The organism is Microbacterium sp. LMI13-1-1.1 (genome assembly GCF_040815625.1).
Taxonomy (GTDB): Bacteria; Actinomycetota; Actinomycetes; order Actinomycetales; family Microbacteriaceae; genus Microbacterium; species Microbacterium forte.
In genome coordinates this window covers 126866-152902 of sequence record NZ_JBFPNL010000006.1, presented here as the reverse complement: position 1 = coordinate 152902, position 26037 = coordinate 126866, and the positions used below count along the sequence as shown (strand labels likewise).

Sequence of the window (26037 nt, the reverse complement as noted above, 5' to 3'; positions counted from 1 at the left end):
ACCTCACGCTCGGGCGGACGCCGCGACCGCAGGGGTCTCGCGGTCGGCGACGGCCGCCTGACGCCACGAGCGGTAGCCGATCACGCACAGGGCGATGAAGAGCACGTACAGCGCCGCGATGACCCAGAGACCCGCGGCGATCGAGAGGCCGACGAAGGCGATGTCGACGCAGATCCACACGAACCAGTTCTCGATCCACTTGCGGTTCAGCATGTACTGCGCCACGAGACTCGCCGCAGTGGTCGCCGCATCGGCGATCGCGACCTGCGAGTCGGTGAACGTCGTGAGCACCCACACCAGCACGGCCGTGCCCGCGACCGCGGCGAGAGCCAGCCATGGCCATGCCCGACGCGGCGTGTTGACGACATACGTGCGGCTCTGCTCCGCACCGCGCGTCCATCGCCACCACCCATGCAGACCCATCAGCAGGTAGACGACCTGGAGGGCCGATGTCGCATACAGCCCCGCGCCGATGAAGACGACGAACAGCACCACGTTGTTGGCGATGCCGATCGGGTAGTTCCAGACGTTACGGCGGCCCGCGAGCCACACGCAGACCGCGCCCGTGACGAAGCCGAGAACCTGAGGCCACTCGGCCTGGAGCCACTCGAACACGGGCCGCTACAGTTCGACGCCGAGAAGCACGGGCTCCGGCTGCAGCACGAGCCCGAACTCCGCATGGACGCGGCTCTGGATGAAGCGGGCGAGCTCTGAGACCTCGGCGGCCGTCGCGCCGCCGCGGTTGGTGAGGGCGAGGGCGTGCTTGGTAGAGACGGATGCCCGTGACCTCGGCAGCTTGAAACCCTTGCGGATTCCGGCCTGCTCGATCAGCCAGGCGGCACTCACCTTCACGTCGGGCGCCTCTGGCTTCGCGGCGGGCACATAGCCGTCGTACGAGGCGAGTGGGATCACCGTGACGGTGTCGAGGTCAGGGGTCACCGGCCACCGCGGGCACTCGGGCGGCAGGGCGCGGGCGATGACCTCGGGCACGATCGCATTCTGGAAGAACGAGCCGACGCCGTGCGTATCGGGGTCGTTCTCATCGAGCAGCATCCCCTTCGACGCGCGCGTGGCGAGGATCCGCTCCCGCACCCATGTGAGCGGCACAGGGGCGTCGGAGTCGAGCCCTAGCGCCCTGCGCAGCTGCTCGCCGCGGACGACGCGCTCCTCGGCGACGAGAAGATCGACCGTGACCGACAGGATGACGGCACGGCGCTGCGGCACACCGCCGTAGTGATGCTTGAGCACGGAGGTTCGGAACCCGAGCCCGAGCTCGGACGCAGGGACGACCGACACCTCGCCCGTAGCCTCGTCGATGAGCTCCACCTCGACCAGGGTCTCTTGGATCTCCTGACCGTACGCACCGATGTTCTGCACCGGCGAGGCACCGACGGTGCCCGGGATTCCGCTCATCGCCTCGAGTCCGGCATACCCGTGCTCGACGGCGTAGGCGACGAGATCGTCCCAGCCGTGCCCCGCCTGCACATGAAGGCGGATGCGTCCGGCATGCGGCGACGGGAGCTCCTCGATGCCGCGGGTGAGGATCCGGATGACGGTTCCCTCGAACGGTTCGTCACCGATGAACAGGTTGGAGCCGCCGCCGAGGACGAACCACTCGTCGCCGCGTGACCACACGTCGGTGAGCGCGTCGACCAACTCGGCGGTGGTCGACGCCTCGAGCATCCGCTCGGGGGCCCCACCCGTTCGGAGGGTCGTGAGAGTGGCCAGCTTGAGCGGCTCGACCTCGCGCACCACGCCGTCGCCCATCAGGAGGCGACGCGCAGCTGCGCCTTGACGAGGACCGTCGTCTCGCCGAAAGTGACCTTGAGGTCGATGCGCGTCGATTCCTCATCGACGGCGCCGACGGTGGCGACGACGTGAAGGTCGGCTCCGTCTGCGGGGTCGACCACGACCGGCTTGGTGAATCGCACGCCGTAGTCGAGGATGCGGGTGCCCGGTTCGAGGGCCGCGACGACCACCGACGAGGCGATGCCCATCGTGAGCATGCCGTGCGCGAGGACGCCGGGCAGACCCACCTCGGCGGCGATGTCGTCACGGTAATGGATCGGGTTGAAGTCGCCCGATGCTCCCGCGTAGCGCACCAGCGACTCGCGGGTGATGTGCACCGTGCGCTCTGCGACGACGTCTCCGACAGCGAACGGCATCACTCTGCTCCTTCTTCGGCGCCGACCAGCAGCACGCTGGTGGCGGTGACGACGTGCTCGCCGGCGGCATCCGTGATCTCGGCCGCGCTGGTGATCATGGCGTTGCCACCCATCATGCGGATGGCGGTCACGCGCAGCCGGCCGGTGAGCTCGTCGCCCGCCACGATCGGGCGCGAGTAGGCGAACTTCTGCTCGGCGTGGATCGTGCGCGCCAGCACGATGCCCGAGTCCGGTTCGGCGAGCAACTGCTGCAGCGTGAGATCCTGAATGACCATCGCGAAGGTCGGCGGCGCCACGACATCGGCGAAGCCGGCCGCGCGCGCAGCCTCGACGTCGGTGTGCTGCGGAGCGTCGGCGAAGACCGCGCGCGCGAACTCGCGCACCTTCTCGCGACCGACGAGATAGGGGGACGTCGGCGGGAACTCCCGGCCGAGAAGATCTTGGTTCACTGCCACCCCTCGATCCTACGTTCTCAGTCGTGGAGCTCGGTGACCGAAGGCCGGTTCAAAAGCTGCTCAGTCCTTCTTCTTGCGTCCCTTGACCGCCTTCATGGCCATCTGCACGGCGATGACCACGAGGTATGCCGCGAACAGCATGTTGCCGACCTGCGGGTCGATCAGCGTGGCCAACCACGCGCCGAGCGCGGTGGTGGTGCACGCTGACACTCCGACGAGCGCCGCGGCCACGAGGTCGACGTTGCGGTTGCGCAGGTTGCCGATCGTGCCGGAGATCGCGGTGGGGATCATCATGAGCAGCGACGTGCCCTTGGCGACGAGGTCGCTGGTGCCGAATGCGAGCATCAGGATCGGCACGACGATCACGCCTCCGCCGACCCCGATGAGCCCTGCCAGGATGCCGGTGGCGACGCCGACCAGCACGAGGGCGATCCCGTTGAGCAGCTGCAGCTCGAACTCCGCGTCTCGTGAGGGGATGACCAGGAACAGGCTGACGATGACGACGACGAGGAAGCCGACGAAGAACCAGCGCAGCACGGTCTGAGAGATCTTCGGCAGCATCCGGGTGCCGATCTGCGCGCCGACGACAGAGCCGGCGGCGAGGATCAACGCGGGGATCCAGGCGACCGATCCGTTGATCGCGTACGAGATGACGCCGACCGTCGCGGTCGGGACGATCGCGGCGAGCGACGTGCCTGCGCCGAGCCGCTGGTTGAAGTGCAGGAAGAGCACGAGCAGCGGAACGATCACCGTGCCGCCGCCGACGCCGAAGAGGCCGGAGAGGAGGCCCGCGATCAGGCCGATGCCGATGAATGCCGTATAGGCGCGAGGCCCTCTGCTCAGGGTCTCTGCATCAGTCACCGGATCAGCCTACTCGCAGGCGCGCTCCCGTACTCGCGCCGCACTGCGGGGGCCCGCGTCCCGACCGCCGCGCGAAGGATCCCCCTGGGACCCGGTCTCCTCCTGTGCGACACTGGATCGCATCAGACGGCGTCGTCGATGACCCGGATCGAAGGAGATCTCATGGTGCGCAGTTCCTATCCCGATGTCGAGATCCCGGCGGTCTCGATCCACGACTTCCTGTTCGGCGATGTCGAGGACGACCGCCTCGACGCGATCGCGATCGTCGACGGTGTCAGCGGTGCCACCACGACCTATCGCCAGCTGATCGCACAGATCGACCTGTTCGCGGGCGCCCTCGCCGCACGTGGAGTGGGCGTCGGGACGAAGGTGGGCGTGTTGTGCCCCAACATCCCTGCCTTCGCGACGGTCTTCCACGGCATCCTGCGCGCAGGGGCGACGGCCACCACGATCAATTCCCTCTACACACCCGATGAGATCGCGAATCAGCTGACGGATGCCGAGGCGACATGGCTCATCACCGTCTCACCGCTGCTTGCCGGGGCGAAGGCGGCAGCCGCGGCTGTGGGCCTCGACGACGACCACGTCATCGTCCTCGACGGCGCCGACGGGCATCCGTCGCTGCCCGCCCTGCTCGGCGAGGGGCGCACCGCACCCGAGGTGAGCTTCGATCCGGAGACACATCTCGCGGTGCTCCCCTACTCCTCAGGCACCACCGGTCGTCCCAAGGGTGTCATGCTCACGCACCGCAACCTGATCGCCAATGTCAGCCAGTGCCGCTCCACGATCTCTCTCGGTGACGACGACCGCGTGCTCGCCGTCCTGCCCTTCTTCCACATCTACGGCATGACGGTGCTGCTGAACTTCGCGCTGCGTCAGCGCGCGGCCCTGGTCACGATGCCCAGGTTCGATCTCACGGACTTCCTTCGCGTCGTCCAGGAGCACCGGACCAGCTGGGTCTTCATCGCGCCGCCGATCGCCGTCGCCCTCGCGAAGCACCCGCTCGTCGACCAGTACGACACCTCGGCGATCAAGGTCATCTTCTCCGGGGCCGCTCCCCTCGACGGCGGCCTCGCGTCTGCGGTCGCTGATCGCCTCGGCTGCACGGTGTGCCAGGGGTACGGCATGACCGAGACCAGCCCGGTGACCCATGCGATCCCCTACGACCGACCGGACATCGACCGGTCGTCGGTCGGCATGCTGCTCGCGAACACCGAGGCGCGGCTCGTCGAAGAGGACGGCACCGACGTCGATGCGCCGGACGAGGGCGCCAGCGAGCCGGGGGAATTGCTGATCCGCGGACCCCAGGTGATGGCCGGCTACCTGAACAGGCCCGACGCGACAGCCGAGATGCTCGATGCCGACGGCTGGCTGCACACCGGCGACGTCGCGACAGTGACGCACGACGGCATCTTCCGCATCGTCGACCGGCTCAAGGAACTCATCAAGTACAAGGGCTACCAGGTCGCGCCGGCAGTTCTCGAAGCGGTGCTGCTCGAGCATCCGTCCATCGCCGATGCGGCTGTCATCGGCGTGCCGGACGCCGATGGACAGGAGGTCCCGAAGGCGTTCGTGGTGGTGCAGCAGGGAGCGGAACTCGATGCGGATGCCGTGATGGCACACGTCGCCGCGCACGTCGCACCCCATGAGAAGGTGCGACAGGTCGAGTTCATCAACACGATTCCGAAATCGGCATCCGGAAAGATCCTGCGCAAGGATCTGCGCACGCGCTGATCCCCGCGCCCGGAGACGAAGAAGCCCGCCGTCCCTTTCGGGGCGGCGGGCTTCTTGGAACGAGCGAGGTGCTTACTCGGACTTCTTCTCGACAGCGTCCTCGGCGGCAGCCTCGGCTGCCTCTCCCTCGGCCTGCGACTCGGCGCCGGCGTCGGTGGTCTCCTCGACGGGAGCCTCCTCAGCCGGAGCCTCCTCGACGACCTCGACGGGCTTCTCAGCCTTGGCAGCCTTCTTGGTGGACTTCGCCTTGGGGGTGACGGGCTCGAGAACGAGCTCGATCACTGCCATGGGGGCGTTGTCACCCTTCCGGTTGCCGACCTTCGTGATGCGGGTGTAGCCGCCCTCACGGTCTGCGACGAGCGGGGCGATCTCGGTGAAGAGCACGTGTCCGGCGTCCTTGTTGGAGCGCAGCACGGTCATCGCACGACGACGCGCGTTCAAGTCGCCGCGCTTGCCGAGCGTGATGAGACGCTCCGCGAGCGGACGCAGGCGCTTGGCCTTGGTCTCGGTCGTCTTGATCGACTTGTGGATGAAGAGCTGTGCCGCCATGTTGGCAAGCAGCAGGCGCTCGTGTGCGGGGCCGCCTCCGAGGCGGGGACCCTTAGTGGGCTTGGGCATAATCGTCTAACTCCTGGTCAGAAAGGTCGGGTTTCAGAAGGACTCGTCTTCGCTGCCGCCGTAGAAGTGGGCGCCGTCGAAACCGGGCACCGAATCCTTGAGCGACAGACCGAGCGAGATGAGCTTGTCGCGCACCTCGTCGACCGACTTCTGGCCGAAATTGCGGATGTTCATGAGCTGCGTCTCCGACAGGGCGACGAGCTCGGAAACAGTGTTGATGCCCTCACGCTTCAGGCAGTTGTACGAGCGGACCGAGAGGTCGAGGTCCTCGATCGGCATCGACAGCTCGCTGGAGTTCACTGCCTCCACCGGTGCCGGGCCGATCTCGATGCCCTCAGCCTCGACGTTCAGCTCGCGAGCGAGACCGAACAGCTCGGTGAGCGTCTTCGCAGCCGACGCGACAGCGTCGCGGGGGCTGATGGCGGACTTGGTCTCGACGTCGAGGACGAGCTTGTCGAAGTCGGTGCGCTCACCCGCACGGGTGGCGTCGACGCGGTAGCTGACCTTGAGAACCGGCGAGTAGATCGAGTCGATCGGGATCTGACCGGCCTCGGCGTACTCGTTGCGGTTCTGCGTCGCCGAGACGTAGCCACGGCCACGCTCGATCGTGAGCTCGAGCTCGAACTTCGCGGTCTCGTTGAGCGTCGCGATGACGAGCTCGGGGTTCTGGACCTCGACACCGGCCGGAGCCGAGATGTCAGCGGCGGTCACTTCGCCCGAACCGGTCTTGCGCAGGTAAGCGGTGATGGGCTCGTCGCGCTCCGACGAGACCACGAGCTGCTTGATGTTGAGGATGATCTCGGTGACATCCTCCTTCACGCCGGGGATGGTGCTGAACTCGTGCAGCACGCCGTCGATGCGAACGCTGGTGACCGCGGCGCCGGGGATCGACGACAGCAGGCTGCGACGAAGCGCATTGCCGATCGTGTATCCGAAGCCGGGCTCCAGAGGCTCGATGATGAACCGGCTACGGTTCTCGACGATCTTTTCCTCGGTCAGTGTGGGACGCTGTGCAATAAGCACTCTGTGTTCCTTTCGATCACATGCCCGCTATATGACATGTGGTGGGGTGAGGTTTTGAGTTTTGGGAGTCGATGCCCGCGCTGGCGGGCGTCGAGCCGCTCGGCCCCGAAGGACCGAGCGGCTCAACAAGCCGGATCAGACGCGGCGGCGCTTCGGCGGGCGGCAACCGTTGTGCGCCTGCGGGGTGACGTCCTGGATCGAGCCGACCTCGAGGCCGGCGGCCGTCAGCGAACGGATCGCGGTCTCGCGACCCGAGCCCGGTCCCTTGACGAAGACGTCGACCTTCTTGACGCCGTGCTCCTGCGCCTGACGGGCAGCCGACTCGGCGGCCAGACCAGCGGCGTAGGGGGTCGACTTGCGCGAGCCCTTGAAGCCCACGCCACCCGACGATGCCCAGCTGATGACAGCGCCGGACGGGTCGGTGATCGAAACGATGGTGTTGTTGAACGTCGACTTGATGTGGGCATGGCCCAGCGCGATGTTCTTCTTTTCCTTGCGGCGCGGCTTGCGCGCGGCGGCCTTGGGTGCAGCCATGAAAGTGTTCTCCTAGTCCCTGGGGGCCGCGCTTAGCGGGCCTTCTTCTTGCCTGCGACGGTGCGCTTCGGGCCCTTGCGGGTACGGGCGTTGGTCTTGGTGCGCTGACCACGGACCGGGAGGCCACGACGGTGGCGGACGCCCTCGTAGGAGCCGATCTCGACCTTGCGGCGGATGTCTGCTGCGACCTCGCGGCGCAGGTCACCCTCCACCTTGTAGGTGCCTTCGATGTAGTCGCGGAGGGCGATCAGCTGGTCATCGCTGAGGTCCTTCACGCGGATGCTCTCGTCGATCTCCGTAGCCTTGAGGATCTCGACCGAGCGGGTACGGCCCACGCCGTAGATGTAGGTAAGGGCGATCACCACGCGCTTATCGCGCGGGATGTCAACGCCGGCAAGACGTGCCATGCGGTTCTCCTGAGTGTTGTGGAGGTATGGAGCAGGATCGGTGCTCGGGCCTCCGCCCCGAGGTGTCCCCCACTCTCGTGGGATCTGATCCTGCCGTTGTGTGTATTGAGTTGTGAGTCAGCTCCGAAGAGTCCGCCGGCCGGGCCGACGGGCGCTCAGCCCTGGCGCTGCTTGTGGCGCGGGTTGCTCTTGCAGATGACCATGACGCGGCCGTGGCGGCGGATCACCTTGCAGTGATCGCACATGGGCTTGACGCTGGGGTTGACCTTCATGATGTTTCCTATTCGCTGTCTTCACCGGGCAGGCTGAGTGCCTGGGGTGTTACTTCTCGACCGATCAGCGGTAGCGGTAGACGATTCGTCCACGGGTGAGGTCGTAGGGGCTGAGCTCCACGACGACACGGTCTTCGGGGATGATGCGGATGTAGTTCTGCCGCATCTTGCCTGAGATCGTTGCAAGGACCTTGTGTCCGTTGGAGAGCTCAACGCGGAACATCGCGTTGGGCAGAGCCTCGGAGATCACGCCCTCGATCTCGATGACACCGTCTTTCTTAGCCATAGCCTCGCTGACGCTTCTGCAGACCGGTCGATCTGCGGTGGGTGATGGGATTGCGGTGCTTCTTGCCGATTCAGACACGCCGAATCAAGGCGCAAGGCACCAAGGATCTATGTTATCCGACAACGGGAGTTCCGGCAACCTGGCCAGGATGCCGGAACTCCCGTTGTGCGACTGACGCGGATCAGCCGAGGATCTTGGCGAACTCCGTGGCGATCTCGCTGTTGTCGATGCGGGTGCCGTTGATCTCGACGGTCGGCGTCCCCGAGATCTCGTGCGCCTTGGTCTGGGAGTCGGCGAACTTGTTGTAGGTGCCGTCGGCGATGCAGTCCGCCGCGGCCCCCGCTCCTGCCTGCTCGGCGAGGGCGCTCAGCTCCTCGGCGCTGAGTCCGGCGGAGTTCTCCTCGGGCTGGTTCGCGAACAGCAGGTTGAAGTAGTCCAGAGTCGCGTCGGGAGCCTCTGCGGCGACGCAGTACATCGAGCCGGCCGACAGCGAGGAGAACTCCCCAGTCGTCGAGAGCCTGTTGAGGATCGACACGGGGTGGATGTTGAGCGTGATCTTGTCGTCAGCGGCTGCTGCCTGCAGCTGCTCGCCGTAGGCGTCCTCGAACTGTCCGCACACGGGGCACATGAAGTCGACGTAGGTGTCGATCTCGTCCTCGCCGGAGCCGAACGAGATGGCCCCGGTCTCCTCGTTGACGATGGAGCTCTGCGGGGCGGTGCCGGGGTCGGTGGCCTGGTTGTTCAGGAACACGACGACGAAGGCCAGCACGGCCAGCACGACCACCACTGCCGCCGAGACGCCGATCACGAACCAGTTGGTGTTGCTCTTCGCGGCTGCCATTGCTTTCCGTTTCTGTCGAGGCCCGACGTGGCGGACCCGGCCTGAAGTCTTCGGGTGCATGCGCACCCATACACCCATTGTGCCCGGAGAAACCTATGCGCACGTTGTGATCGCGTGCAGGGTCACAGTTCGCGCCGCGTCTGAGGGCGCAGAGAGGTCAGGCGATGGGCGTCGGCGTCACGCCGAAGGACGCGAGGCCTGCCGCTCCCCCGTCGGGGGCGGTGAGCACCCAGATGCCGTCCTCGTGCAGGGCGACGCTGTGCTCCCAGTGCGATCCGTCGGTGCCGTCGACCGTCGAGACCGTCCAGTCGTCGTCCTCGACGAAGGTCTCGTCGCTGCCGGCGGTCACCATCGGCTCGATGGCCAGCACCAGACCGGGCTTGACTTCTGCACCGGGATCGGGCGTCCGGTAGTTGAAGACGCTCGGAGCCTCGTGCATCTTGCGACCGATGCCGTGGCCGACGTACTCGCGCAGGATGCCGTAGGTCTCCCCCGAAACGGCTGACGGTCCCTGAGACTCGATGTATCCCTGGATGGCGGCGCCGATGTCACCCAGGTGGGAAGCGGACGCCATTGCGGCGATACCGGCCCACATGGACCCCTCTGTCACGCGCGACAGCTCCTGTCGCTGCGCGACGAGCTCGGGACGCGTGTCATCGGGAACGACCACCGTGATCGCGCTGTCGCCGTTCCACCCTTGGAACTGCGCCCCGCAGTCGATCGACACTATGTCGCCCGCCTGCAGGATCCGCTCGCCGGGGATGCCGTGCACGACCTCCTCGTTGACCGAGATGCACGTCGTGTGCTTGTAGCCGCGAACCAGCTGGAAGTTCGACTCGGCACCACGGGCGAGGATCACGCGGTTGGCCTCGGCGTCGAGCTCGAGGGTCGTGACCCCCGGTCGGATCAACGGCCGGACGGCGTCCAGCGCCGCGGCAGTGATGAGACCGGGCTCGACCATCGCCCGCAGCTGAGCCGCGTTCTTGTAGATCGACTTGCGGAACATCGCGCGGTGTTCAGGCCGCGAGACGCAGGCCGCGAGCGACGAGAGCCGCGAAGACGCGCTCGGTGATCTCGTCGAGCGAACCGACGCCGTCGATCCGGTCGACGATGCCACGGGGCCCGTAGACCTCGAGGATCGGGGCCGTCTCGTGCTCGTAGATGTCCAGGCGGTGCGCGATGGCCTCGTCGGTGTCGTCCGAACGGCCCTGCTCGGCCGCACGGAGCTTCAACCGCTCGATGCTCTCCTCGCGGGGAACGTCGAGAAGGATGACGGCGTCGAGCGACTCGCCGCGGGCGGCCAGGAACGCGTCGAGATGCTGCACCTGAGCGGCGTTGCGCGGGTAGCCGTCGAGGAGGAAGCCGTTCGCGGCGTCGTCCTGCGACAGGCGATCGCGAACGATCTCGCTGGTCAGCTCGTCGGGAACGAGGTCTCCCTTGTCGAGGACGGCCGTGACCTGCTGGCCGAGCGGCGTGCCCTCTTTGATGTTCGCGCGGAAGATGTCTCCGGTCGAGACGACCGGGATGCCGTACGACTCGGCGATGCGGACACCCTGGGTGCCTTTGCCCGAGCCCTGCGGACCGACGATGAGAAGACGAGCTGATCGAGTCATCGGAGGAGCCCTTCGTAGTGACGCTGCTGCAGCTGGGCGTCGATCTGCTTGACCGTCTCGAGACCGACACCCACGATGATGAGGATCGACGCGCCGCCGAACGGGAAGTTCTGGTTGGCGCCGACGGTGGCAAGAGCGATCAGCGGGATCAGCGCGATCAGACCGAGGTAGATCGACCCGGGAAGCGTGATGCGGGTGAGCACGTAGTCGAGGTACTCGGCGGTGGGACGACCGGCACGGATGCCGGGGATGAACCCGCCGTACTTCTTCATGTTGTCTGCGACCTCGACCGGGTTGAAGGTGATCGCGACGTAGAAGTACGTGAAGCCGATGATCAGCAGGAAGTACACCGCCATGTAGATGGGGCTGTTGCCTGTCGTGAAGTTCGCGCTGATCCAGGTCACCCATGCAGCCGGCTCGGAGCCGTCCTGCGGAGTGTTGAACTGCGCGATGAGCGCAGGGATGTACAGCAGCGACGAGGCGAAGATCACAGGGATCACGCCGGCCATGTTGACCTTGATCGGGATGTAGGTGTTGGTGCCGCCGTAGGTGCGACGACCGACCATGCGCTTGGCGTACTGCACCGGGATGCGTCGCTGCGACTGCTCGACGAACACGACGAGCGCCATCACGATGATTCCGACCAGGAGCACCAGGAGGAAGACCTCGAAGCCCTTGCTCTCCCAGATGAGCCACATGGCGCCGGGGAAGGTTGCGGCGATCGAGGTGAAGATGAGCAGCGACATGCCGTTGCCGATGCCGCGCTCGGTGACGAGCTCGGCGAACCACATGATGAGTCCGGTGCCTGCGGTCATGGTCATGATCATGAGCAGCTGCGCCCACCACACGTCGTTGGTGAGGAGGTTCTGGCACGCCGCGATGTCGGTCGTGCCGAAGAGCTGGCCGCTGCGGGCCACGGTCACGAGCGTGGTCGACTGCAGCAGCGCCAGCGCGATCGTGAGGTACCGCGTGTACTGGGTCAGGCGGGCCTGGCCGGCCTGGCCCTCCTTGTGCAGAGCCTCGAAGTGAGGGATCACGACGCGGAGGAGCTGCGTGATGATCGTCGCGGTGATGTACGGCATGACACCGAGCGCGAAGATCGAGAGCTGGAGGAGCGCGCCACCCGAGAACAGGTTGACGAGCCCGAGGAGTCCCTCTGTCCCGGAGTTCAGCGCGAGGCACTCCTCGACGTTCGGGAAGTTCACGAACGGAGCAGGCACATTCGAGCCGAGCCGGTAGATGGCGACGATGGCGAGGGTGAAACCGATCTTCCGACGCAGGTCGGGCGTGCGGAAGATCCGCGCGATGGCGCTAAACAAGGACGTCCTCCTGAAAGGTTGCCGATCCCTGAAGGACGGCTGAAAGAACAGGCTAACCCATAAGAGGGGCCGGAGAATCTCCGACCCCTCTCATGAAGTGGTTACTTGACGGATCCGCCGGCCGCCACGATCTTCTGCTCGGCAGAACCCGAGACCTTGTCGACCGCTACGGTGAGCTTCACGGCGATGTCGCCGTTTCCGAGAACCTTGACCTTCTCGTTCTTGCGAACGGCACCCTTGGCGACCAGGTCGCCGATGGTGACGTCGCCACCCTTGGGGTACAGCTCCGCGAGCTTCTCCAGGTTCACGACCTGGTACTCGACGCGGAACGGGTTCTTGAACCCGCGCAGCTTCGGGGTGCGCATGTGCAGCGGCATCTGCCCACCCTCGAATCCGACGCGAACGGTGTTGCGAGCCCTCGTACCCTTGGTACCGCGACCCGCGGTCTTGCCCTTGGAGCCCTCACCGCGACCGACACGGGTCTTCGCGGTGTTGGATCCGGGAACCGGACGCAGGTGGTGCACCTTCAGCACGCCGGGGCGGGATGCCGGAGCATCCTTCTTCGGCGCAGCCTTCTTGGCAGCGGGCTTCTTGACGGCGTCGGCCTTTGCCGAAGACGCCTTTGCAGGTGCCTTCTTGGCGGCGGGCTTCTTCTCGGCTGCGGCCTTGGGAGCGGCAGCCTTCTTCGGGGCCTTCTCGGCCTCGACGGCTTCGTTCTTCTCAGCCATTAGTCGATCTCCTCAACCTTGACGAGGTGGGCGACGGTCTTGACGTAACCGCGCGTCTGCGCGTCGTCGGGGCGAACGGTGCTGTCACCGATGCGCTTCAGACCGAGGCTGCGCAGCGTGTCACGCTGGTTCTGCTTCTCGCTCACCTTGGATTTGACCTGCGTGACCTTCAGGCGCGCAGCCATCAGGCACCTACCTTCTGTGCGGCGATGGCGTCAGCCTCCGCACGGACAAGACGCGCGGGTGCGACCTGGTCGAACTCGAGGCCACGACGTGCGGCGACCGCACGGGGCTCCTCGAGCATCTTCAGGGCCGTCACCGTCGCGTGCACGATGTTGATCGTGTTCGACGAGCCGAGCGACTTCGAGAGCACGTCGTGGATGCCGGCGCACTCGAGCACGGCGCGGACGGGACCACCGGCGATGACACCGGTACCGGCAGCGGCCGGACGAAGCAGGACGACGCCTGCTGCAGCCTCACCCTGCACGGGGTGCGGGATGGTGCTGCCGACGCGCGGCACGCGGAAGAAGTTGCGCTTGGCCTCTTCGACACCCTTGGCGATCGCCAGGGGGACCTCGCGAGCCTTGCCGTAGCCGACGCCCACCAGACCGTTGCCGTCACCGACGACCACGAGAGCGGTGAAGCTGAAGCGACGACCACCCTTCACGACCTTCGAGACGCGGTTGATGGTGACCACGCGCTCGAGGAACTGGTTGTCCCCACGGTCGCGGGAGTTGCGGTCACGGCCACCCTGGTTGCGGTCACCACGGCCACCGCCGCGGCGGTTGTCGCGCTGAGACGGCTCTGCCTGCGTGGTGCCGGTGGCAGTCTCGGAAGTGGCAGCTGCCGCTTCGGTCACTTCGTTCTCCTTGTTGTCACTCACAGTGCCAGACCCCCTTCGCGGGCGCCGTCGGCGATGGCGGCGACACGACCGGCGTAGCGGTTGCCGCCACGGTCGAACACTGCCTCGGAAACGCCGGCAGACTTCGCACGCTCGGCGAGAAGCTCGCCGACCTTGCGGGCCTTGGCGGTCTTGTCACCCTCGAGCGAGCGCAGGTCGGTCTCGAGCGTCGATGCCGACGCCACGGTGTGACCCTTGCTGTCGTCGACAAGCTGCACGAAGACGTGGCGAGCCGAGCGGTTGACGACGAGACGCGGACGCGACTCGGTGCCGACGACCTTCTTGCGAAGGCGGGCATGACGACGCGCGCGGGCGTCAGACTTTGACTTGAGAGCCATGGTTACTTACCACTCTTTCCGGCCTTGCGACGCACGATCTCGCCGGCGTAGCGCACACCCTTGCCCTTGTACGGCTCGGGCTTGCGGATCTTGCGGATGTTCGCAGCTGCCTCGCCGACAGCCTGCTTGTCGATACCACTGACCGTGAGCTTGTTGGTGCCCTCGACCGTGAGCGTGATACCGGCGGGCGGGTCGATGAGGACCGGGTGCGAGAAGCCGAGGGCGAACTCGACCGAGCTGCCCTTCTGTGCCACTCGGTAACCGGTTCCGACGACCTCGAGACCCTTGGTGTAGCCCTGGGTCACGCCGATGATGTTGTTGTTGATGAGCGTGCGGGTCAGGCCGTGAAGCGACCGGGACTCGCGCTCGTCGTCGGGACGGGTGACGAGAACCTGGTTCTCCTCGACCGCGACCTCGATGGGCTTGGCGACCGTCAGGGTGAGCTCACCCTTGGGGCCCTTCACCGCGACCTCACGGCCGTCGACCGAGATGGTCACGCCCGCGGGAACGTCGATGGGAAGTCGTCCAATACGCGACATTTTCGATTACCACACGTAGGCGAGAACTTCTCCGCCCACGCCCTTCTGCTCTGCCTGACGGTCAGTGAGAAGACCGGAGGAGGTGGACAGGATGGCCACGCCGAGTCCGCCGAGGACCCTGGGCAGCTCGGTGGACTTCGCGTACACGCGGAGGCCGGGCTTCGACACGCGCTTGATGCCCGCGATCGAACGCTCACGGTTGGGACCGTACTTCAGCTGCAGGGTGAGGTTCGTGCCGACGCGAGCGTCAGTCGTCTCCCATCCGGCGATGTAACCCTCCTGCTGGAGGATCTCGGCGATGTGCGTCTTGAGCTTGCTCGACGGCAGGGTCACGGAATCGTGATGCGCCGAGTTCGCGTTGCGCAGACGGGTCAGCAGATCTGCGACCGGGTCTGTCATTGTCATTGTTGTTTTCCTTTGTTCATGAGGTTCCGGCTGCCGTTACACGACAGACGGCCTGCGATGACACGCAATCTTCAATTGTACGGGATCGGGCGGGGCGCTGTGCGCCCCGCCCGAAACCGCTTACGCCTTGGCGTCTTCCGTACGGAAGGGGAAGCCGAGGTGACGCAGAAGCGCGCGACCTTCGTCGTCCGTCTTCGCGGTGGTGACGACAGTGATGTCGAAACCGCGAACCCGGTCGATCTTGTCCTGATCGATCTCGTGGAACACGCTCTGCTCCTGGAGACCGAAGGTGTAGTTGCCGTTCCCGTCGAACTGCTTGCCCGACAGACCGCGGAAGTCGCGGATGCGGGGCAGAGCGAGCGAGACGAGACGGTCCAGGAACTCCCACGCACGGTCACCGCGGAGGGTGACGTGTGCGCCGATGGCCTGGCCCTCGCGCAGCTTGAACTGCGCGATCGACTTGCGAGCCTTCGTGACGAGCGGCTTCTGACCGGTGATCTTGGTGAGATCGTCGATCGCGCCGTCGATCACCTTGCTGTCGCGGGCCGCTTCACCGACACCGGTGTTCACGACGACCTTGACCAGACCGGGGATCTGCATCACGTTGGTGTAGCCGAACTCATCCTGCAGCTTCTGCTGGATCTCGGCCTTGTACTTCGCCTTCAGGCGGGGCTGGATCTTGCCAGCCACCGCAGCGTCGGTGGTTGCCATCAGAGGTCCTTACCTGACTTCTTCGCGTACCGCACACGAACGGTGCGCTTGACGCCGTCCTTGGTCTGCTCCTCGACCCGGTGGCCGACCTTGGTCGGCTTCTTGGTCGAGGGGTCGACGAGTGCGACGTTCGAGATGTGGATGGAGGCCTCGACAGTCTCGAGGCCGCCCGTCTTGGTGCCACGCTGCGTCTGACCGACGCGCGTGTGCTTGGTGACGTAGTTCACGCCTTCGACGATGATGCGGTTCTTGTCGGCCAGGATCTCGAGGACCTTGCCCTGCTTGCCGCGATCTCCGCCACGCTCCTGCGTCGCTCCGGTGATGACCTGAACCAGGTCACCCTTCTTGATCTTCGCCATGACTTAAATAACCTCCGGCGCCAGCGAGACGATCTTCATGAACTTCTTGTCACGAAGCTCGCGACCGACCGGTCCGAAGATACGGGTGCCGCGGGGCTCCCCGTCGTTCTTCAGGATCACGGCGGCGTTCTCGTCGAACTTGATGTACGAGCCGTCGGGACGACGCGTGGACTTGACCGTACGGACGATGACGGCCTTGACCACATCGCCCTTCTTGACGTTTCCGCCCGGGATCGCGTCCTTGACGGTCGCGATGATCGTGTCACCGAGACCGGCGTAACGACGGCGCGAGCCGCCGAGCACACGGATGGTGAGCAGTTCCTTCGCGCCGGTGTTGTCGGCGACCTTGAGGCGGGATTCCTGCTGGATCACTTGGCCTTCTCCAGAATCTCAACCAGACGCCAGCGCTTCGTGGCGCTGAGCGGGCGGGTCTCGTTGATCAGGACGAGGTCGCCGATGCCGGCGGAGTTCGCCTCATCGTGCGCCTTGACCTTCGAGGTGCGGCGGATGACCTTGCCGTAAAGCGGGTGCTTCACGCGGTCCTCGACCTCGACCACGATGGTCTTGTCCATCTTGTCGCTGATGACGTAGCCACGACGCGACTTGCGGTACCCACGGGCATCCGCATCGCGAACATCGTGTGCTGCGTGCTCAGCCTCGACGGCAGCTTCCTTCTTGGTGGCCATCACTCAGCCTCTTCCTTCACGGCGTCGTCGGCGGAGTCCGCCTTCTTCGCCTTCGACTTGGTCGCCTTCTTGGCCGGAGCCTCGACGGGAGCGGGCGTCGCACGGATGCCCAGCTCACGTTCGCGGATCACGGTGTAGAGACGCGCGATGTCGCGCTTGACGGCGCGGATGCGGCCGTGGCTCTCCAGCTGGCCGGTGGCCGACTGGAAACGGAGGTTGAACAGCTCCTCCTTGGCCTTACGCAGCTCCTCAACGAGGCGCTGGTCTTCGAACGTGTCGAGCTCTGCCGGAGCGAGCTCCTTGGTGCCGATCGCCATTACGCGTCGCCCTCCTCGCGCTTGATGATGCGTGCCTTGAGAGGCAGCTTGTGAATGGCACGGGTGAGTGCCTCGCGAGCGAGTTCTTCGCTCACGCCTGAGACCTCGAAGAGGACGCGACCCGGCTTGACGTTGGCGACCCACCACTCGGGGGAACCCTTACCGGAACCCATGCGGGTCTCGGCAGGCTTCTTCGTGAGGGGACGGTCGGGGTAGATGTTGATCCACACCTTGCCGCCACGCTTGATGTGACGCGTGACCGCGATACGAGCGGACTCGATCTGACGGTTCGTCACGTAGGCAGGCGTGAGCGCCTGGATCCCGTAGTCGCCGAAGGAGACCTTCGTGCCACCAGTCGCCTGGCCGCTGCGACCGGGGTGGTGCTGCTTACGGAACTTGACCTTGCGGGGAATAAGCATCAGGCAGACGCTCCTTCTGCGACAGGGGCCTCGTTGCGCGGCGCGCGGCGGCGGTCGCCACCACGGTCGTCACGACGGGACTTCGGTGCGTTGGCCTGCTCGCGAGCAAGCTCCTTGTTGGTCAGGTCACCCTTGTAGATCCAGACCTTCACGCCGATGCGGCCGAAGGTGGTCTTCGCCTCGTAGAAGCCGTAGTCGATGTTCGCGCGCAGCGTGTGCAGCGGCACACGACCCTCGCGGTAGAACTCCGAGCGGCTCATCTCGGCGCCGCCGAGGCGGCCGGAGACCTGGATGCGGATGCCCTTGGCGCCAGCGCGCTGAGCGCCCTGGAGACCCTTGCGCATCGCACGACGGAACGCCACGCGAGCAGAGAGCTGCTCGGCGATGCCCTGTGCGACGAGCTGAGCGTCAGCCTCGGGGTTCTTGACCTCGAGGATGTTCAGCTGGATCTGCTTGCCCGAGAGCTTCTCGAGGTCGCCGCGGATGCGCTCGGCCTCGGCGCCACGACGACCGATCACGATGCCCGGACGGGCGGTGTGGATGTCGACGCGGACGCGGTCACGGGTGCGCTCGATCTCGATGTTCGAGACACCGGCGCGGTCGAGCTGCGTCTTCAGCAGGTTGCGGATCTTGATGTCCTCGGCGACGTAGTCGGCGTAACGCTGACCCGGCTTCGTCGAGTCCGAGAACCAACGCGACACGTGGTCCGTGGTGATGCCGAGGCGGAAGCCGTACGGGTTTACTTTCTGTCCCATTACTTGCTCGCCTTCTTGTTGCTGTCGCTTGCAGCGGCCGGGGCCGCCTCAGGCGTCGAGAGCACGACCGTGATGTGGCTCGTGCGCTTCTTGATCTGGAAAGCGCGACCCTGTGCACGGGGGCGGAAACGCTTGAGCGTCGTGCCCTCGTCTACGTAGGCGTTAGCCACGTACAGGTCCTGCTCGTCGAGGTACTCGCCGTCACGATCCGCCTTGACCTGCGCGTTGGCCATGGCCGACGCGACAAGCTTGTAGATCGGCTCACTGGCGCTCTGCTGTGCGAACTTCAGGATCGCCAGAGCCTCCTGGGCCTGCTTGCCCTTGATGAGCGCGACGACACGACGAGCCTTCTGAGGGGTCACGCGGATGTGTCGCACGCGTGCGATGGACTCCACCATTTCTCTCTCCTCTATCGCCACCGCGTCAGCGGCGGCGGCCCTTCTTGTCGTCCTTCTCGTGGCCGCGGAAGGTGCGGGTGGGCGCAAACTCGCCCAGTTTGTGGCCGACCATGGTCTCGGAGACAAACACAGGAATGTGCTTGCGACCGTCGTGGACCGCGATCGTGTGACCCAGCATGGCCGGGATGATCATGGACCGGCGAGACCAGGTCTTGATGACGTTCTTGGTGCCGGCTTCGTTCTGCACGACCACCTTGCGAAGCAGGTGATCGTCGACGAAGGGGCCCTTCTTAAGACTGCGAGGCATCTTCTCTTACTCCTACTTACGCTTCTTGCCGGCGTTACGACGACGCACGATGTACTTGTCGCTTTCCTTGTTGGCGTGACGGGTGCGACCCTCAGCCTGGCCCCACGGGGAGACGGGGTGACGTCCACCGGACGTCTTGCCCTCACCACCACCGTGCGGGTGGTCGACCGGGTTCATCGCGACACCACGGACGGTCGGGCGGACGCCCTTCCAGCGCATGCGGCCGGCCTTGCCCCAGTTGATGTTCGACTGCTCGGCGTTGCCGACCTCGCCGATGGTCGCGCGGCAGCGCGAGTCGACGTTGCGGATCTCGCCCGAGGGCAGACGCAGCTGGGCGAAGTTGCCATCCTTGGCGACGAGACGGACGGATGCACCGGCCGAACGTGCCATCTTCGCGCCGCCACCAGGACGGAGCTCGATCGCGTGGATGACGGTACCCGTCGGGATGTTCTTCAGCGGGAGGTTGTTACCCGGCTTGATGTCGGCACCAGCGCCCGACTCGATGACGTCGCCCTGCTTCAGCTTCGCCGGCGCGAGGATGTAGCGCTTCTCGCCGTCGAAGTAGTGCAGCAGCGCGATGCGAGCCGTGCGGTTGGGGTCGTACTCGATGTGAGCGACACGGGCGTCCACGCCGTCCTTGTCATTGCGACGGAAGTCGATGACGCGGTACTGGCGCTTGTGGCCACCACCGATGTGACGGGTCGTGATGCGGCCCTGGTTGTTGCGACCACCGGTCTTCGAGAGCGGGCGCAGCAGCGACTTCTCCGGCGTCGATCGGGTGATCTCGGCGAAGTCAGCCACCGACGAGCCGCGACGGCCCGGGGTCGTGGGCTTGTACTTGCGAATAGCCATTATTGTCCTTATCCCCCGGATCAGCCGATTGCCGTGAAGATGTCGATGGTGCCCGACTTCAGGGTCACGATGGCACGCTTGGTGTCCTTGCGCTTGCCTGCGCCGAAGCGGGTGCGACGAGCCTTGCCGACGCGGTTGAGGGTGTTGACCCCAGCGACCTTGACGCCGAAGATCTTCTCGATGGCGAGCTTGATCTCGGTCTTCGAAGCGCGCGGGTCCACGAGGAAGGTGTACTTACCCTCGTCGATGAGACCGTAGCTCTTCTCGGACACGACCGGCTTCAGGATGATGTCGCGCGGGTCCTTGTTCAGGGCCGTCTGGAGAACAGCTGCCTGCTCGCTCATGCGGAGACCTCCTGGTTGGCGCCGGACTTGGAGGCGATGAAGCCCTCGAGCGCGGCCTGGGTGAAGACGATGTCGTCGGAGACGAGCACGTCGTAGGCGTTGAGCTGGTCGAACGTCAGCACGTGCAGGTTCGACAGGTTGCGGATGCTCTTCAGCGTCACGTCGTCGTTGCGCTCGATCACGACGAGCACGTTCTTCGACGAGACGACGTTGGTGAGGAAGTTCACCGCGGTCTTGGTCGAAGGCGTGCCGTTGATGCCGAAGGTCTCGATGGCGTGGATGCGGTCGCCGCGGAAGCGGTCGCTGAGCGCACCCAGGAGGGCGGCCGCGATCATCTTCTTGGGCGTGCGCTGCGAGTAGTCGCGCGGCTTGGGGCCGTGCACGATTCCACCGCCGGTCATGTGCGGCGCGCGGATCGAGCCCTGACGGGCGTTACCCGTGCCCTTCTGCTTGAAGGGCTTGCGGCCGGCACCCGAGACCTCACCGCGACGCTTGGTCGAGTGGGTTCCCTGGCGAGCCGCGGCGAGCTGCGCGACGACGACCTGGTGGATGAGCGGGATGTTCGTCTTGGCGTCGAACAGCGCGGCGGGAAGCTCGATCGAGCCAGCCTTCTTGCCGTCTGCGTTGAGGACGTCAAGCGCGAGAGTGGAGTCAGCCATGATCAGGCACCCTTCACTGCGTTGCGGACGTAGACGATACGGCCACGAGCACCGGGGACGGCGCCCTTGACGAGCAGCAGACCCTTCTCGATGTCGATGGCGTGCACCGTGAGGTTGAGGACGGTCACGCGCTCGCCACCCATACGGCCGGCCATGCGCATGCCCTTGAAGACGCGGCTCGGGGTCGACGATGCGCCGATGGAGCCGGGCTTGCGGTGGTTGCGGTGCGAACCGTGCGAAGCCGAGACGCCCTTGAAGTTGTGACGCTTCATGACACCGGCGAAGCCCTTGCCCTTGCTCGTGCCGACGACGTCGACGAGCTGGCCTGCTTCGAAGGTGCCGTCGACCGTGAGCTCCTGGCCCGGCGTGTAGTCGCCGGCATCCGCGGTGCGGATCTCGGTGACGTGACGACGCGGCGTGACGCCGGCGGCCTCGAAGTGGGCGGTCAGCGGCTTGTTCACCTTGCGCGGGTCGATCTGGCCGTAGGCGATCTGAACGGCGTTGTAGCCGTCCTTCTCGGGGGTACGGATCTGCGTGACCACGTTCGAGGCGAGCTCGATGACGGTGACGGGAACGAGCTTGCCGCTCTCGTTCCAGACCTGGGTCATACCGAGCTTGGTGCCCAGCATGCCCTTGGAAATCTTGGAGTTGATATCAACCATGTCCGACCTCAGAGCTTGATCTCGATGTTGACATCGGCAGGCAGGTCGAGACGCATCAGCGAGTCGACAGCCTTGGGCGTCGGGTCGATGATGTCGATCAGACGCTTGTGGGTGCGCATCTCGAAGTGCTCGCGGCTGTCCTTGTACTTGTGGGGCGACCGGATGACGCACACGACGTTCTTCTCGGTCGGCAGGGGCACGGGGCCGACGACCGTTGCGCCCGCGCGGGTCACTGTGTCGACGATCTTGCGTGCGGACGTGTCGATGACCTCGTGGTCATACGACTTCAGGCGAATGCGGATCTTCTGTCCCGCCATTGTCTGCTCTCTCTCTTTAAGCGTCTTACCGACCTGGGCCGGGTGACCCAGGGGCATTGGACGCACGTCGGCGCTGTTCGCGCCTCGGCACTCAGACGGCTCTCGCGAGTCGATCTGCTGCACCACTGTTCTGCTGTCATCCCGCACGCCTCGCAGCGAGCGGGTGTCCGACCTCCGCCGCGCACGGCGAAGCCCTCGTGATGAAGATGTCGGGATCGTTCTGCCACCCGCGGCCTAGGTCCCTGCGCGTCTGCGCCGCCTATGCACTGTCGTGATGGTGATCCGGCCACGCTGAGCGCGCCGGAATGTCGAACCTGTCTATTCTGCCACGGCCGATTTCACTTGCGCAAACCCGGGCGTGTCGCGTTCGCTGTGCATCCGCTGGACTCGTCCGTCCGGGGTCGGATCGACGTGCCCGCGATGCCCCGATCGATCGTCAGAAAGGCGGTGAGAGCGGGGCGAGGCATCCCCATGCCTCGCCCCGCTTGGGGAGGGCGTTCAGTGCGAGGGGGCACACCGAACGCGAGGAGCCCGGCGTGAAGGGACGCCGGGATCCTCGACCGAGGGCGCGGCGAAGCGACCGCCGCGCGGGCGGGATGACGTCTGAGCGCACAGAGTGCGCGCGTCGCACGATGATCCCCAAAATCGTTATCCCCAGTTTGACGCGGCGAACCGCGTGAGTGCGGGAGGTCGAACCCCTTCGACATCCCTGATCGCAAGTTCCCCAGGCGATCGTCATCCATTCTAAGGGGACGCTGTCGTGAAACGCGATACCGCCGGGCGGAATACTTGGTGCCGGATGCAGAAGAGCGGCGACTCCCCCGATGGAGGAGTCGCCGCTCTCGGTCTCAGTCGAGAGTCCTATTCGTTGCCGACGGCCTTGTCGGCGGTGTCGCGGATCTCGTCGATCTTGTCGGCGGCCCCGGGCGCGATCTTCTTGGCGAAGTCAGCGACGCCGTCGAGGACCTTGTCGCTGATGTCCTCGGCCTGCTCGCTCTTCACTGCCTCGGCGATCTTGTCCTTGTTCTGCTCGTACAGATCTCTGCCCTTGTTGACGGTCTCATCGATACCCATTGCGGGCCCCCTTGTATCCGTTCTGATGCGCCGGGTCCCCGACGCACGTTCATTCTGCACGCAACGGGTTTCCGGTGGAAGTATTTCGGAAGGCGGCCGTCGGTTCTACGAGACCCAGTAGTTCTTCTTGACCGTCACCTGCTGGATCCGAAGCCCCCCGTTCAGTGCACGGACCTCCGCGAACAGACGAATCGGGGCCGAGAGCGAGTACGGAAGGGAGTAGTGCCCGTAGGTCGGTGAGTTCCTGGTCGTGGCTATCGTCCCGTGAATCTCGAGCGCCGGTTGAGGAGTGACGTTCGTGACCCCTCCACTCGCGTTGAGCGTCTCCGCCACCACTCGAACCTGGAAGCCTCTCGTGACACCGCTCGCGGTGAAGTAGATCGTGAGGTCGCCGGTCTCTTTGACTGTCGCGCTGCTGTGCGCGAGCCAGTACAGGTCTGCGGCGACCGGCACTCGAGTCCAGACGCCGACCGGCACTATGGCGTTCCACGAATAGGTGCTGGACTGATGAATGGGCACGGGGTCCTCCGGTTGGGCGTAGTTCTCGAAGTCGACGGAGTTGGTGAATCCCATCTGCAGCGGAGTACCGCCGATCCACAGGGACACGTGGACATGAGGGCCGTACCCGTTGTCGCTGCCGAAGCCGGACGCGCCCGAGTAGGCGATCACCTGTCCGCGCACGACACGCGAGCCCAGGGGCACCGTGCTCGATCGCAGATGCAGATAGCGGATGTAGTTGCCGTCGTCGGTGCGGAGCGCCAGGTAGCGTCCGGTCGCGGTCGTCGTGGAATCCTTGCGATCGACGATCACTCCGTCGGCGGCCGCCCGGATCTGCGTGCCGACGACGACCGCATAGTCGGTACCGGGCTCGCCGGATGGCGGATTCCGATTCTTGTGCCCCTGCCAGGAGCTCGAGATGGGGACGTTGCCACAGGGCCGAAGGTAGGTTCCTGCCGCGGTCGCGCTGAGCCCCGGAGAGAACACGTCCCAGCCGACGGCGGATGCCCCGAGCGCAGTGCCCGCCGCGATCAGCATCACGCGCCGCGAGAAGATCGGCTGCGGCGTGTGGCTCCTCGAGGGCTCTACGTCCCCCGCGTCGCACACTAGCGATCGCCGCCTTCATTCTCGCCGCGGATCAGGTTCTGGATCTGCTCCTCCGGCAGCGGCTCGAGCGACGCCGATGACATGCCGAGCTCGGGTGCAGAGGGCGTACCGCCGATCGTGCACTGGGCCTGCGCCTCGAGCCCGGAGGCCTGCGCAGGAACCAGCACGAGCCATTCGGGCGAGACCAGTCGCTGCTCGATGCGGGTGTCTTCGATCGTGAAGGCGACGTCGGCCGGGAAGGCCGAGAGCGTCGCGTCGATGCAGATCTGCGCCAACTCCGCACTGGCGAATCCGCCGAAGTCGTCGGACGCGGTCGGCGTCGGCTCCGGGGCGACCGACGGCTCGGAGGTCGGCTGAGCGGTCGATGGCGTGGGGTCGGGAGTCGAAGCCGTCGAGGTCGGAACGGGGCTCGACGCGCCCGGAGCCGCAGCGCAGCCCGAGGCACCGCCGACGAGGAAGACGACCAGAGCACTCGCGGCGACACATCGGGCAAGGGGGGATCTCATGATTTTGAATGTACCCAGCGACCGGCCTCAGCCGTGGATGCGACGCGGACAGTCGCCGGGAATCTTCGCGACCCGGACTCAGTGCGCCGTGGCACCGGGGGCGACCACCGTGCGCACCGTGCGGAACAGGATGATGAGGTCCTGCATGAGCGACCAGTTCTCGACGTAGTACAGGTCGAGGCGGATGGTCTCCTCCCACGACAGCGACGAGCGCCCGCTCACCTGCCAGAGTCCGCTCATGCCCGGCTTGACGAGCAGGCGGCGATGAGCGAAGTCGTCGTAGAGCGCGACCTCCGTGGCACGCTGCGGCCGCGGTCCGACGAGGCTCATGTGCCCGAGGAACACGTTCACCAGCTGAGGCAGCTCGTCGATGGAGTGTCTGCGGAAGAAGCGTCCGACCTTCGTGATGCGCGGGTCGTCGTTGATCTTGAACAACGGCGTGCCGGCGGCGCCCTGCAGATCGAGAAGCGTCGCCAGTTGGTCGTCGGCGTCGGCCACCATCGACCGGAACTTGAGCATGCCGAACGTATGTCCTCCGCGGCCGATCCGCTCCTGACGGAAGAAGATGCTGCCAGGTCCGTCGATGCGGATGGCGATAGCCGCGACGAGGAAGACCGGAGACAGGGCGACGAGGAGCAGCGAGGATCCGACGATGTCGAAGGCGCGCTTGAGGAAGCGCTTCGCGCCTTCCATGCGGGGGAAGTCGACGTGCACGAGGGGCAGACCGGCGACGGGTGTCGCATGCATGCGCGGCCCGGCGATATCCGTCAGCACTGGGGCCATGATGAGCTGGATGTCACGGTCAGACACCGAGTAGCCCAGGCGGCGCATCGTCAGGGGGTCGAGGTCATCCGACCCGACGATGATCAGCGCATCGAAGCGCACCTCATCGAGCACCCGCTCGACGTTGGCGATGTCGCCCAGCACCTCGAAGCCCGAGATGTCGGCAGCGGAGGTGTTCTCGGTGATCACGCCGAGGATCTCGTACCCGCTGCTCTTCGCCCGCCGGATCTCGCGCCCGACGAGGGCCACCTTCGACGGCTCGCCGATCACGACCGCCCTGTGCAGATACTGCCCCGTCTTCTGCCGACCACGCAGCCACTGGCGGCACATCCATCGCGACAGCAGCAGAAGCACCAGACCGAGGGGGAAGACGACAGCGACGAGGGCCCGGGAGAGCTCCATCCCGAGGAAGAACGCGATCGCGACGGTGACCGCGAACACTCCGATCGACGCGTTGACGATGCGTCGGTATTCATCCGCTCCGTGCCCGACGGTGTGGCGGTCCCGCGAATCCGCCACGTCCAAGGCGATCAGCCAGAGGATGCCGATCGATGCGAGCACGACCAGGTACGACACTCGGGGTCCGCTGGGCCAGGACACACCGGTCAGAAGCCCGGGAAGCACGATGATCGCGGCGACGATCAGCGTGACCAGCACGACCACCACGTCGTTGTAGAAGAGGCGACTCGCGTAGAGCCGAGTCCACGCTGGTCGCCGCATCTTCTTCACGCGAACCTGGGCGGTG

40 protein-coding genes are annotated in these 26037 nt (G+C 65.7%); 1 reads left to right on the top strand and 39 read right to left on the bottom strand.

Going from position 1 to position 26037, the window contains the following annotated elements; all coding sequences use genetic code 11:
• Positions 1–3: 3 nt before the first annotated feature.
• From pnuC to MRBLMI13_RS14095, 5 genes are read right to left on the bottom strand one after another with little or no spacing between them, the layout of a single operon-like run.
• Positions 4–615 (bottom strand): nicotinamide riboside transporter PnuC, encoded by a 612-nt coding sequence (pnuC, locus tag MRBLMI13_RS14115; RefSeq protein ID WP_367823668.1) that lies wholly within the window; start codon positions 613–615, stop codon positions 4–6.
• 6 nt (positions 616–621) lie between these two features.
• Positions 622–1767 (bottom strand): UDP-N-acetylmuramate dehydrogenase, encoded by a 1146-nt coding sequence (locus tag MRBLMI13_RS14110; RefSeq protein ID WP_414685972.1) that lies wholly within the window; start codon positions 1765–1767, stop codon positions 622–624.
• On the bottom strand, positions 1767–2165 hold the full coding sequence (locus MRBLMI13_RS14105) for a MaoC/PaaZ C-terminal domain-containing protein (RefSeq protein WP_042538806.1): 399 nt from the start codon (positions 2163–2165) through the stop codon (positions 1767–1769). The genes MRBLMI13_RS14110 and MRBLMI13_RS14105 overlap by 1 nt, the downstream gene beginning before the upstream one ends.
• Entirely contained in the window at positions 2165–2620 is a 456-nt protein-coding gene (locus MRBLMI13_RS14100; protein WP_056373836.1) for an FAS1-like dehydratase domain-containing protein, read from the bottom strand. The genes MRBLMI13_RS14105 and MRBLMI13_RS14100 overlap by 1 nt, the downstream gene beginning before the upstream one ends.
• Before the next feature lie 60 nt (positions 2621–2680).
• On the bottom strand, positions 2681–3481 hold the full coding sequence (locus MRBLMI13_RS14095; protein WP_367823671.1) for a sulfite exporter TauE/SafE family protein: 801 nt from the start codon (positions 3479–3481) through the stop codon (positions 2681–2683).
• A gap of 162 nt (positions 3482–3643) precedes the next feature.
• On the opposite strand from MRBLMI13_RS14095, the gene MRBLMI13_RS14090 reads away from it, so the two are divergent.
• The gene (locus tag MRBLMI13_RS14090; protein WP_367823673.1) at positions 3644–5215 is read left to right on the top strand and encodes an AMP-binding protein; all 1572 of its coding nucleotides are present in this window, start codon (positions 3644–3646) and stop codon (positions 5213–5215) included.
• Positions 5216–5287: 72 nt separating this feature from the next.
• Here MRBLMI13_RS14090 and rplQ read toward each other — a convergent pair whose 3' ends face one another.
• The 34 genes from rplQ to MRBLMI13_RS13920 all read right to left on the bottom strand — a co-directional run bounded on the left by rplQ (position 5288) and on the right by MRBLMI13_RS13920 (position 26012).
• Positions 5288–5833 carry a 50S ribosomal protein L17 gene (gene rplQ / locus MRBLMI13_RS14085; RefSeq protein WP_367823675.1) on the bottom strand — a complete coding sequence of 182 codons (546 nt, stop codon included), beginning with the start codon at positions 5831–5833 and terminating at the stop codon, positions 5288–5290.
• 33 nt (positions 5834–5866) lie between these two features.
• Positions 5867–6856, bottom strand: a complete 990-nt coding sequence (locus MRBLMI13_RS14080) for a DNA-directed RNA polymerase subunit alpha (protein WP_042538798.1) — start codon at positions 6854–6856, stop codon at positions 5867–5869.
• A gap of 135 nt (positions 6857–6991) precedes the next feature.
• Positions 6992–7390, bottom strand: coding sequence for a 30S ribosomal protein S11 (gene rpsK, locus MRBLMI13_RS14075; protein ID WP_042538796.1), 399 nt, complete (start codon positions 7388–7390; stop codon positions 6992–6994).
• Between the two features lie 32 nt (positions 7391–7422).
• Positions 7423–7797, bottom strand: a complete 375-nt coding sequence (gene rpsM, locus MRBLMI13_RS14070) for a 30S ribosomal protein S13 (protein WP_042538794.1) — start codon at positions 7795–7797, stop codon at positions 7423–7425.
• A 155-nt stretch (positions 7798–7952) separates the two neighbouring features.
• Entirely contained in the window at positions 7953–8069 is a 117-nt protein-coding gene (rpmJ, locus tag MRBLMI13_RS14065) for a 50S ribosomal protein L36 (RefSeq protein ID WP_033106073.1), read from the bottom strand.
• A 64-nt stretch (positions 8070–8133) separates the two neighbouring features.
• Entirely contained in the window at positions 8134–8355 is a 222-nt protein-coding gene (gene infA, locus MRBLMI13_RS14060; RefSeq protein ID WP_017201569.1) for a translation initiation factor IF-1, read from the bottom strand.
• A 181-nt stretch (positions 8356–8536) separates the two neighbouring features.
• Positions 8537–9196, bottom strand: a complete 660-nt coding sequence (locus tag MRBLMI13_RS14055) for a DsbA family protein (protein ID WP_309690623.1) — start codon at positions 9194–9196, stop codon at positions 8537–8539.
• Positions 9197–9353: 157 nt separating this feature from the next.
• The gene (gene map, locus MRBLMI13_RS14050) at positions 9354–10202 is read right to left on the bottom strand and encodes a type I methionyl aminopeptidase (protein WP_367823681.1); all 849 of its coding nucleotides are present in this window, start codon (positions 10200–10202) and stop codon (positions 9354–9356) included.
• A gap of 10 nt (positions 10203–10212) precedes the next feature.
• On the bottom strand, positions 10213–10809 hold the full coding sequence (locus tag MRBLMI13_RS14045; RefSeq protein WP_056373845.1) for an adenylate kinase: 597 nt from the start codon (positions 10807–10809) through the stop codon (positions 10213–10215).
• Complete coding sequence (gene secY / locus MRBLMI13_RS14040) at positions 10806–12128, bottom strand: preprotein translocase subunit SecY (protein WP_042538786.1); 1323 nt, start codon at positions 12126–12128, stop codon at positions 10806–10808. Before secY ends, MRBLMI13_RS14045 begins: the two co-directional genes overlap by 4 nt.
• 101 nt (positions 12129–12229) lie before the next feature.
• A complete protein-coding gene (gene rplO / locus MRBLMI13_RS14035; protein ID WP_079113390.1) occupies positions 12230–12856 on the bottom strand; it encodes a 50S ribosomal protein L15 in 627 nt (208 codons plus the stop codon).
• Positions 12856–13041: a 50S ribosomal protein L30 gene (gene rpmD / locus MRBLMI13_RS14030; RefSeq protein WP_042538783.1), complete on the bottom strand. Its 186-nt coding sequence runs from the start codon at positions 13039–13041 to the stop codon at positions 12856–12858. The genes rplO and rpmD overlap by 1 nt, the downstream gene beginning before the upstream one ends.
• Positions 13041–13715: a 30S ribosomal protein S5 gene (rpsE, locus tag MRBLMI13_RS14025; protein ID WP_052492887.1), complete on the bottom strand. Its 675-nt coding sequence runs from the start codon at positions 13713–13715 to the stop codon at positions 13041–13043. Before rpsE ends, rpmD begins: the two co-directional genes overlap by 1 nt.
• 20 nt (positions 13716–13735) lie before the next feature.
• Positions 13736–14095, bottom strand: a complete 360-nt coding sequence (rplR, locus tag MRBLMI13_RS14020; protein ID WP_042538778.1) for a 50S ribosomal protein L18 — start codon at positions 14093–14095, stop codon at positions 13736–13738.
• Between the two features lie 2 nt (positions 14096–14097).
• Complete coding sequence (gene rplF, locus MRBLMI13_RS14015; RefSeq protein WP_042538776.1) at positions 14098–14634, bottom strand: 50S ribosomal protein L6; 537 nt, start codon at positions 14632–14634, stop codon at positions 14098–14100.
• A gap of 6 nt (positions 14635–14640) precedes the next feature.
• Entirely contained in the window at positions 14641–15039 is a 399-nt protein-coding gene (gene rpsH / locus MRBLMI13_RS14010) for a 30S ribosomal protein S8 (RefSeq protein WP_042538774.1), read from the bottom strand.
• A 120-nt stretch (positions 15040–15159) separates the two neighbouring features.
• Entirely contained in the window at positions 15160–15750 is a 591-nt protein-coding gene (rplE, locus tag MRBLMI13_RS14005) for a 50S ribosomal protein L5 (protein ID WP_042538772.1), read from the bottom strand.
• Positions 15750–16109, bottom strand: coding sequence for a 50S ribosomal protein L24 (gene rplX / locus MRBLMI13_RS14000; RefSeq protein WP_042538767.1), 360 nt, complete (start codon positions 16107–16109; stop codon positions 15750–15752). The genes rplE and rplX overlap by 1 nt, the downstream gene beginning before the upstream one ends.
• A gap of 3 nt (positions 16110–16112) precedes the next feature.
• Positions 16113–16481 (bottom strand): 50S ribosomal protein L14, encoded by a 369-nt coding sequence (gene rplN, locus MRBLMI13_RS13995; protein WP_042538766.1) that lies wholly within the window; start codon positions 16479–16481, stop codon positions 16113–16115.
• Positions 16478–16795 carry a 30S ribosomal protein S17 gene (rpsQ, locus tag MRBLMI13_RS13990; protein ID WP_042538763.1) on the bottom strand — a complete coding sequence of 106 codons (318 nt, stop codon included), beginning with the start codon at positions 16793–16795 and terminating at the stop codon, positions 16478–16480. The genes rplN and rpsQ overlap by 4 nt, the downstream gene beginning before the upstream one ends.
• On the bottom strand, positions 16795–17112 hold the full coding sequence (gene rpmC / locus MRBLMI13_RS13985) for a 50S ribosomal protein L29 (RefSeq protein ID WP_017829202.1): 318 nt from the start codon (positions 17110–17112) through the stop codon (positions 16795–16797). The genes rpsQ and rpmC overlap by 1 nt, the downstream gene beginning before the upstream one ends.
• Positions 17112–17531: a 50S ribosomal protein L16 gene (gene rplP, locus MRBLMI13_RS13980; RefSeq protein ID WP_042538761.1), complete on the bottom strand. Its 420-nt coding sequence runs from the start codon at positions 17529–17531 to the stop codon at positions 17112–17114. The genes rpmC and rplP overlap by 1 nt, the downstream gene beginning before the upstream one ends.
• Entirely contained in the window at positions 17531–18286 is a 756-nt protein-coding gene (gene rpsC, locus MRBLMI13_RS13975) for a 30S ribosomal protein S3 (protein WP_042538759.1), read from the bottom strand. The genes rplP and rpsC overlap by 1 nt, the downstream gene beginning before the upstream one ends.
• Positions 18286–18684 (bottom strand): 50S ribosomal protein L22, encoded by a 399-nt coding sequence (gene rplV, locus MRBLMI13_RS13970; protein ID WP_042538756.1) that lies wholly within the window; start codon positions 18682–18684, stop codon positions 18286–18288. Before rplV ends, rpsC begins: the two co-directional genes overlap by 1 nt.
• 25 nt (positions 18685–18709) lie before the next feature.
• Positions 18710–18991 carry a 30S ribosomal protein S19 gene (rpsS, locus tag MRBLMI13_RS13965; protein WP_017829205.1) on the bottom strand — a complete coding sequence of 94 codons (282 nt, stop codon included), beginning with the start codon at positions 18989–18991 and terminating at the stop codon, positions 18710–18712.
• A gap of 12 nt (positions 18992–19003) precedes the next feature.
• Positions 19004–19843, bottom strand: coding sequence for a 50S ribosomal protein L2 (rplB, locus tag MRBLMI13_RS13960; protein WP_042538755.1), 840 nt, complete (start codon positions 19841–19843; stop codon positions 19004–19006).
• A 20-nt stretch (positions 19844–19863) separates the two neighbouring features.
• Positions 19864–20187 (bottom strand): 50S ribosomal protein L23, encoded by a 324-nt coding sequence (rplW, locus tag MRBLMI13_RS13955; RefSeq protein WP_042538754.1) that lies wholly within the window; start codon positions 20185–20187, stop codon positions 19864–19866.
• Positions 20184–20846 carry a 50S ribosomal protein L4 gene (rplD, locus tag MRBLMI13_RS13950; protein WP_042538752.1) on the bottom strand — a complete coding sequence of 221 codons (663 nt, stop codon included), beginning with the start codon at positions 20844–20846 and terminating at the stop codon, positions 20184–20186. Before rplD ends, rplW begins: the two co-directional genes overlap by 4 nt.
• A gap of 2 nt (positions 20847–20848) precedes the next feature.
• Positions 20849–21508, bottom strand: coding sequence for a 50S ribosomal protein L3 (gene rplC / locus MRBLMI13_RS13945; protein WP_042538750.1), 660 nt, complete (start codon positions 21506–21508; stop codon positions 20849–20851).
• An 8-nt stretch (positions 21509–21516) separates the two neighbouring features.
• A complete protein-coding gene (gene rpsJ / locus MRBLMI13_RS13940) occupies positions 21517–21825 on the bottom strand; it encodes a 30S ribosomal protein S10 (RefSeq protein ID WP_005050520.1) in 309 nt (102 codons plus the stop codon).
• Positions 21826–22686: 861 nt separating this feature from the next.
• On the bottom strand, positions 22687–22899 hold the full coding sequence (locus MRBLMI13_RS13935; RefSeq protein ID WP_056373849.1) for a hypothetical protein: 213 nt from the start codon (positions 22897–22899) through the stop codon (positions 22687–22689).
• Between the two features lie 105 nt (positions 22900–23004).
• Positions 23005–23934 (bottom strand): M23 family metallopeptidase, encoded by a 930-nt coding sequence (locus tag MRBLMI13_RS13930; RefSeq protein WP_290159468.1) that lies wholly within the window; start codon positions 23932–23934, stop codon positions 23005–23007.
• A gap of 68 nt (positions 23935–24002) precedes the next feature.
• Positions 24003–24509 (bottom strand): hypothetical protein, encoded by a 507-nt coding sequence (locus tag MRBLMI13_RS13925; protein WP_290159139.1) that lies wholly within the window; start codon positions 24507–24509, stop codon positions 24003–24005.
• A gap of 78 nt (positions 24510–24587) precedes the next feature.
• Positions 24588–26012 carry a sugar transferase gene (locus MRBLMI13_RS13920; RefSeq protein ID WP_367823695.1) on the bottom strand — a complete coding sequence of 475 codons (1425 nt, stop codon included), beginning with the start codon at positions 26010–26012 and terminating at the stop codon, positions 24588–24590.
• Positions 26013–26037 lie beyond the last annotated feature (25 nt).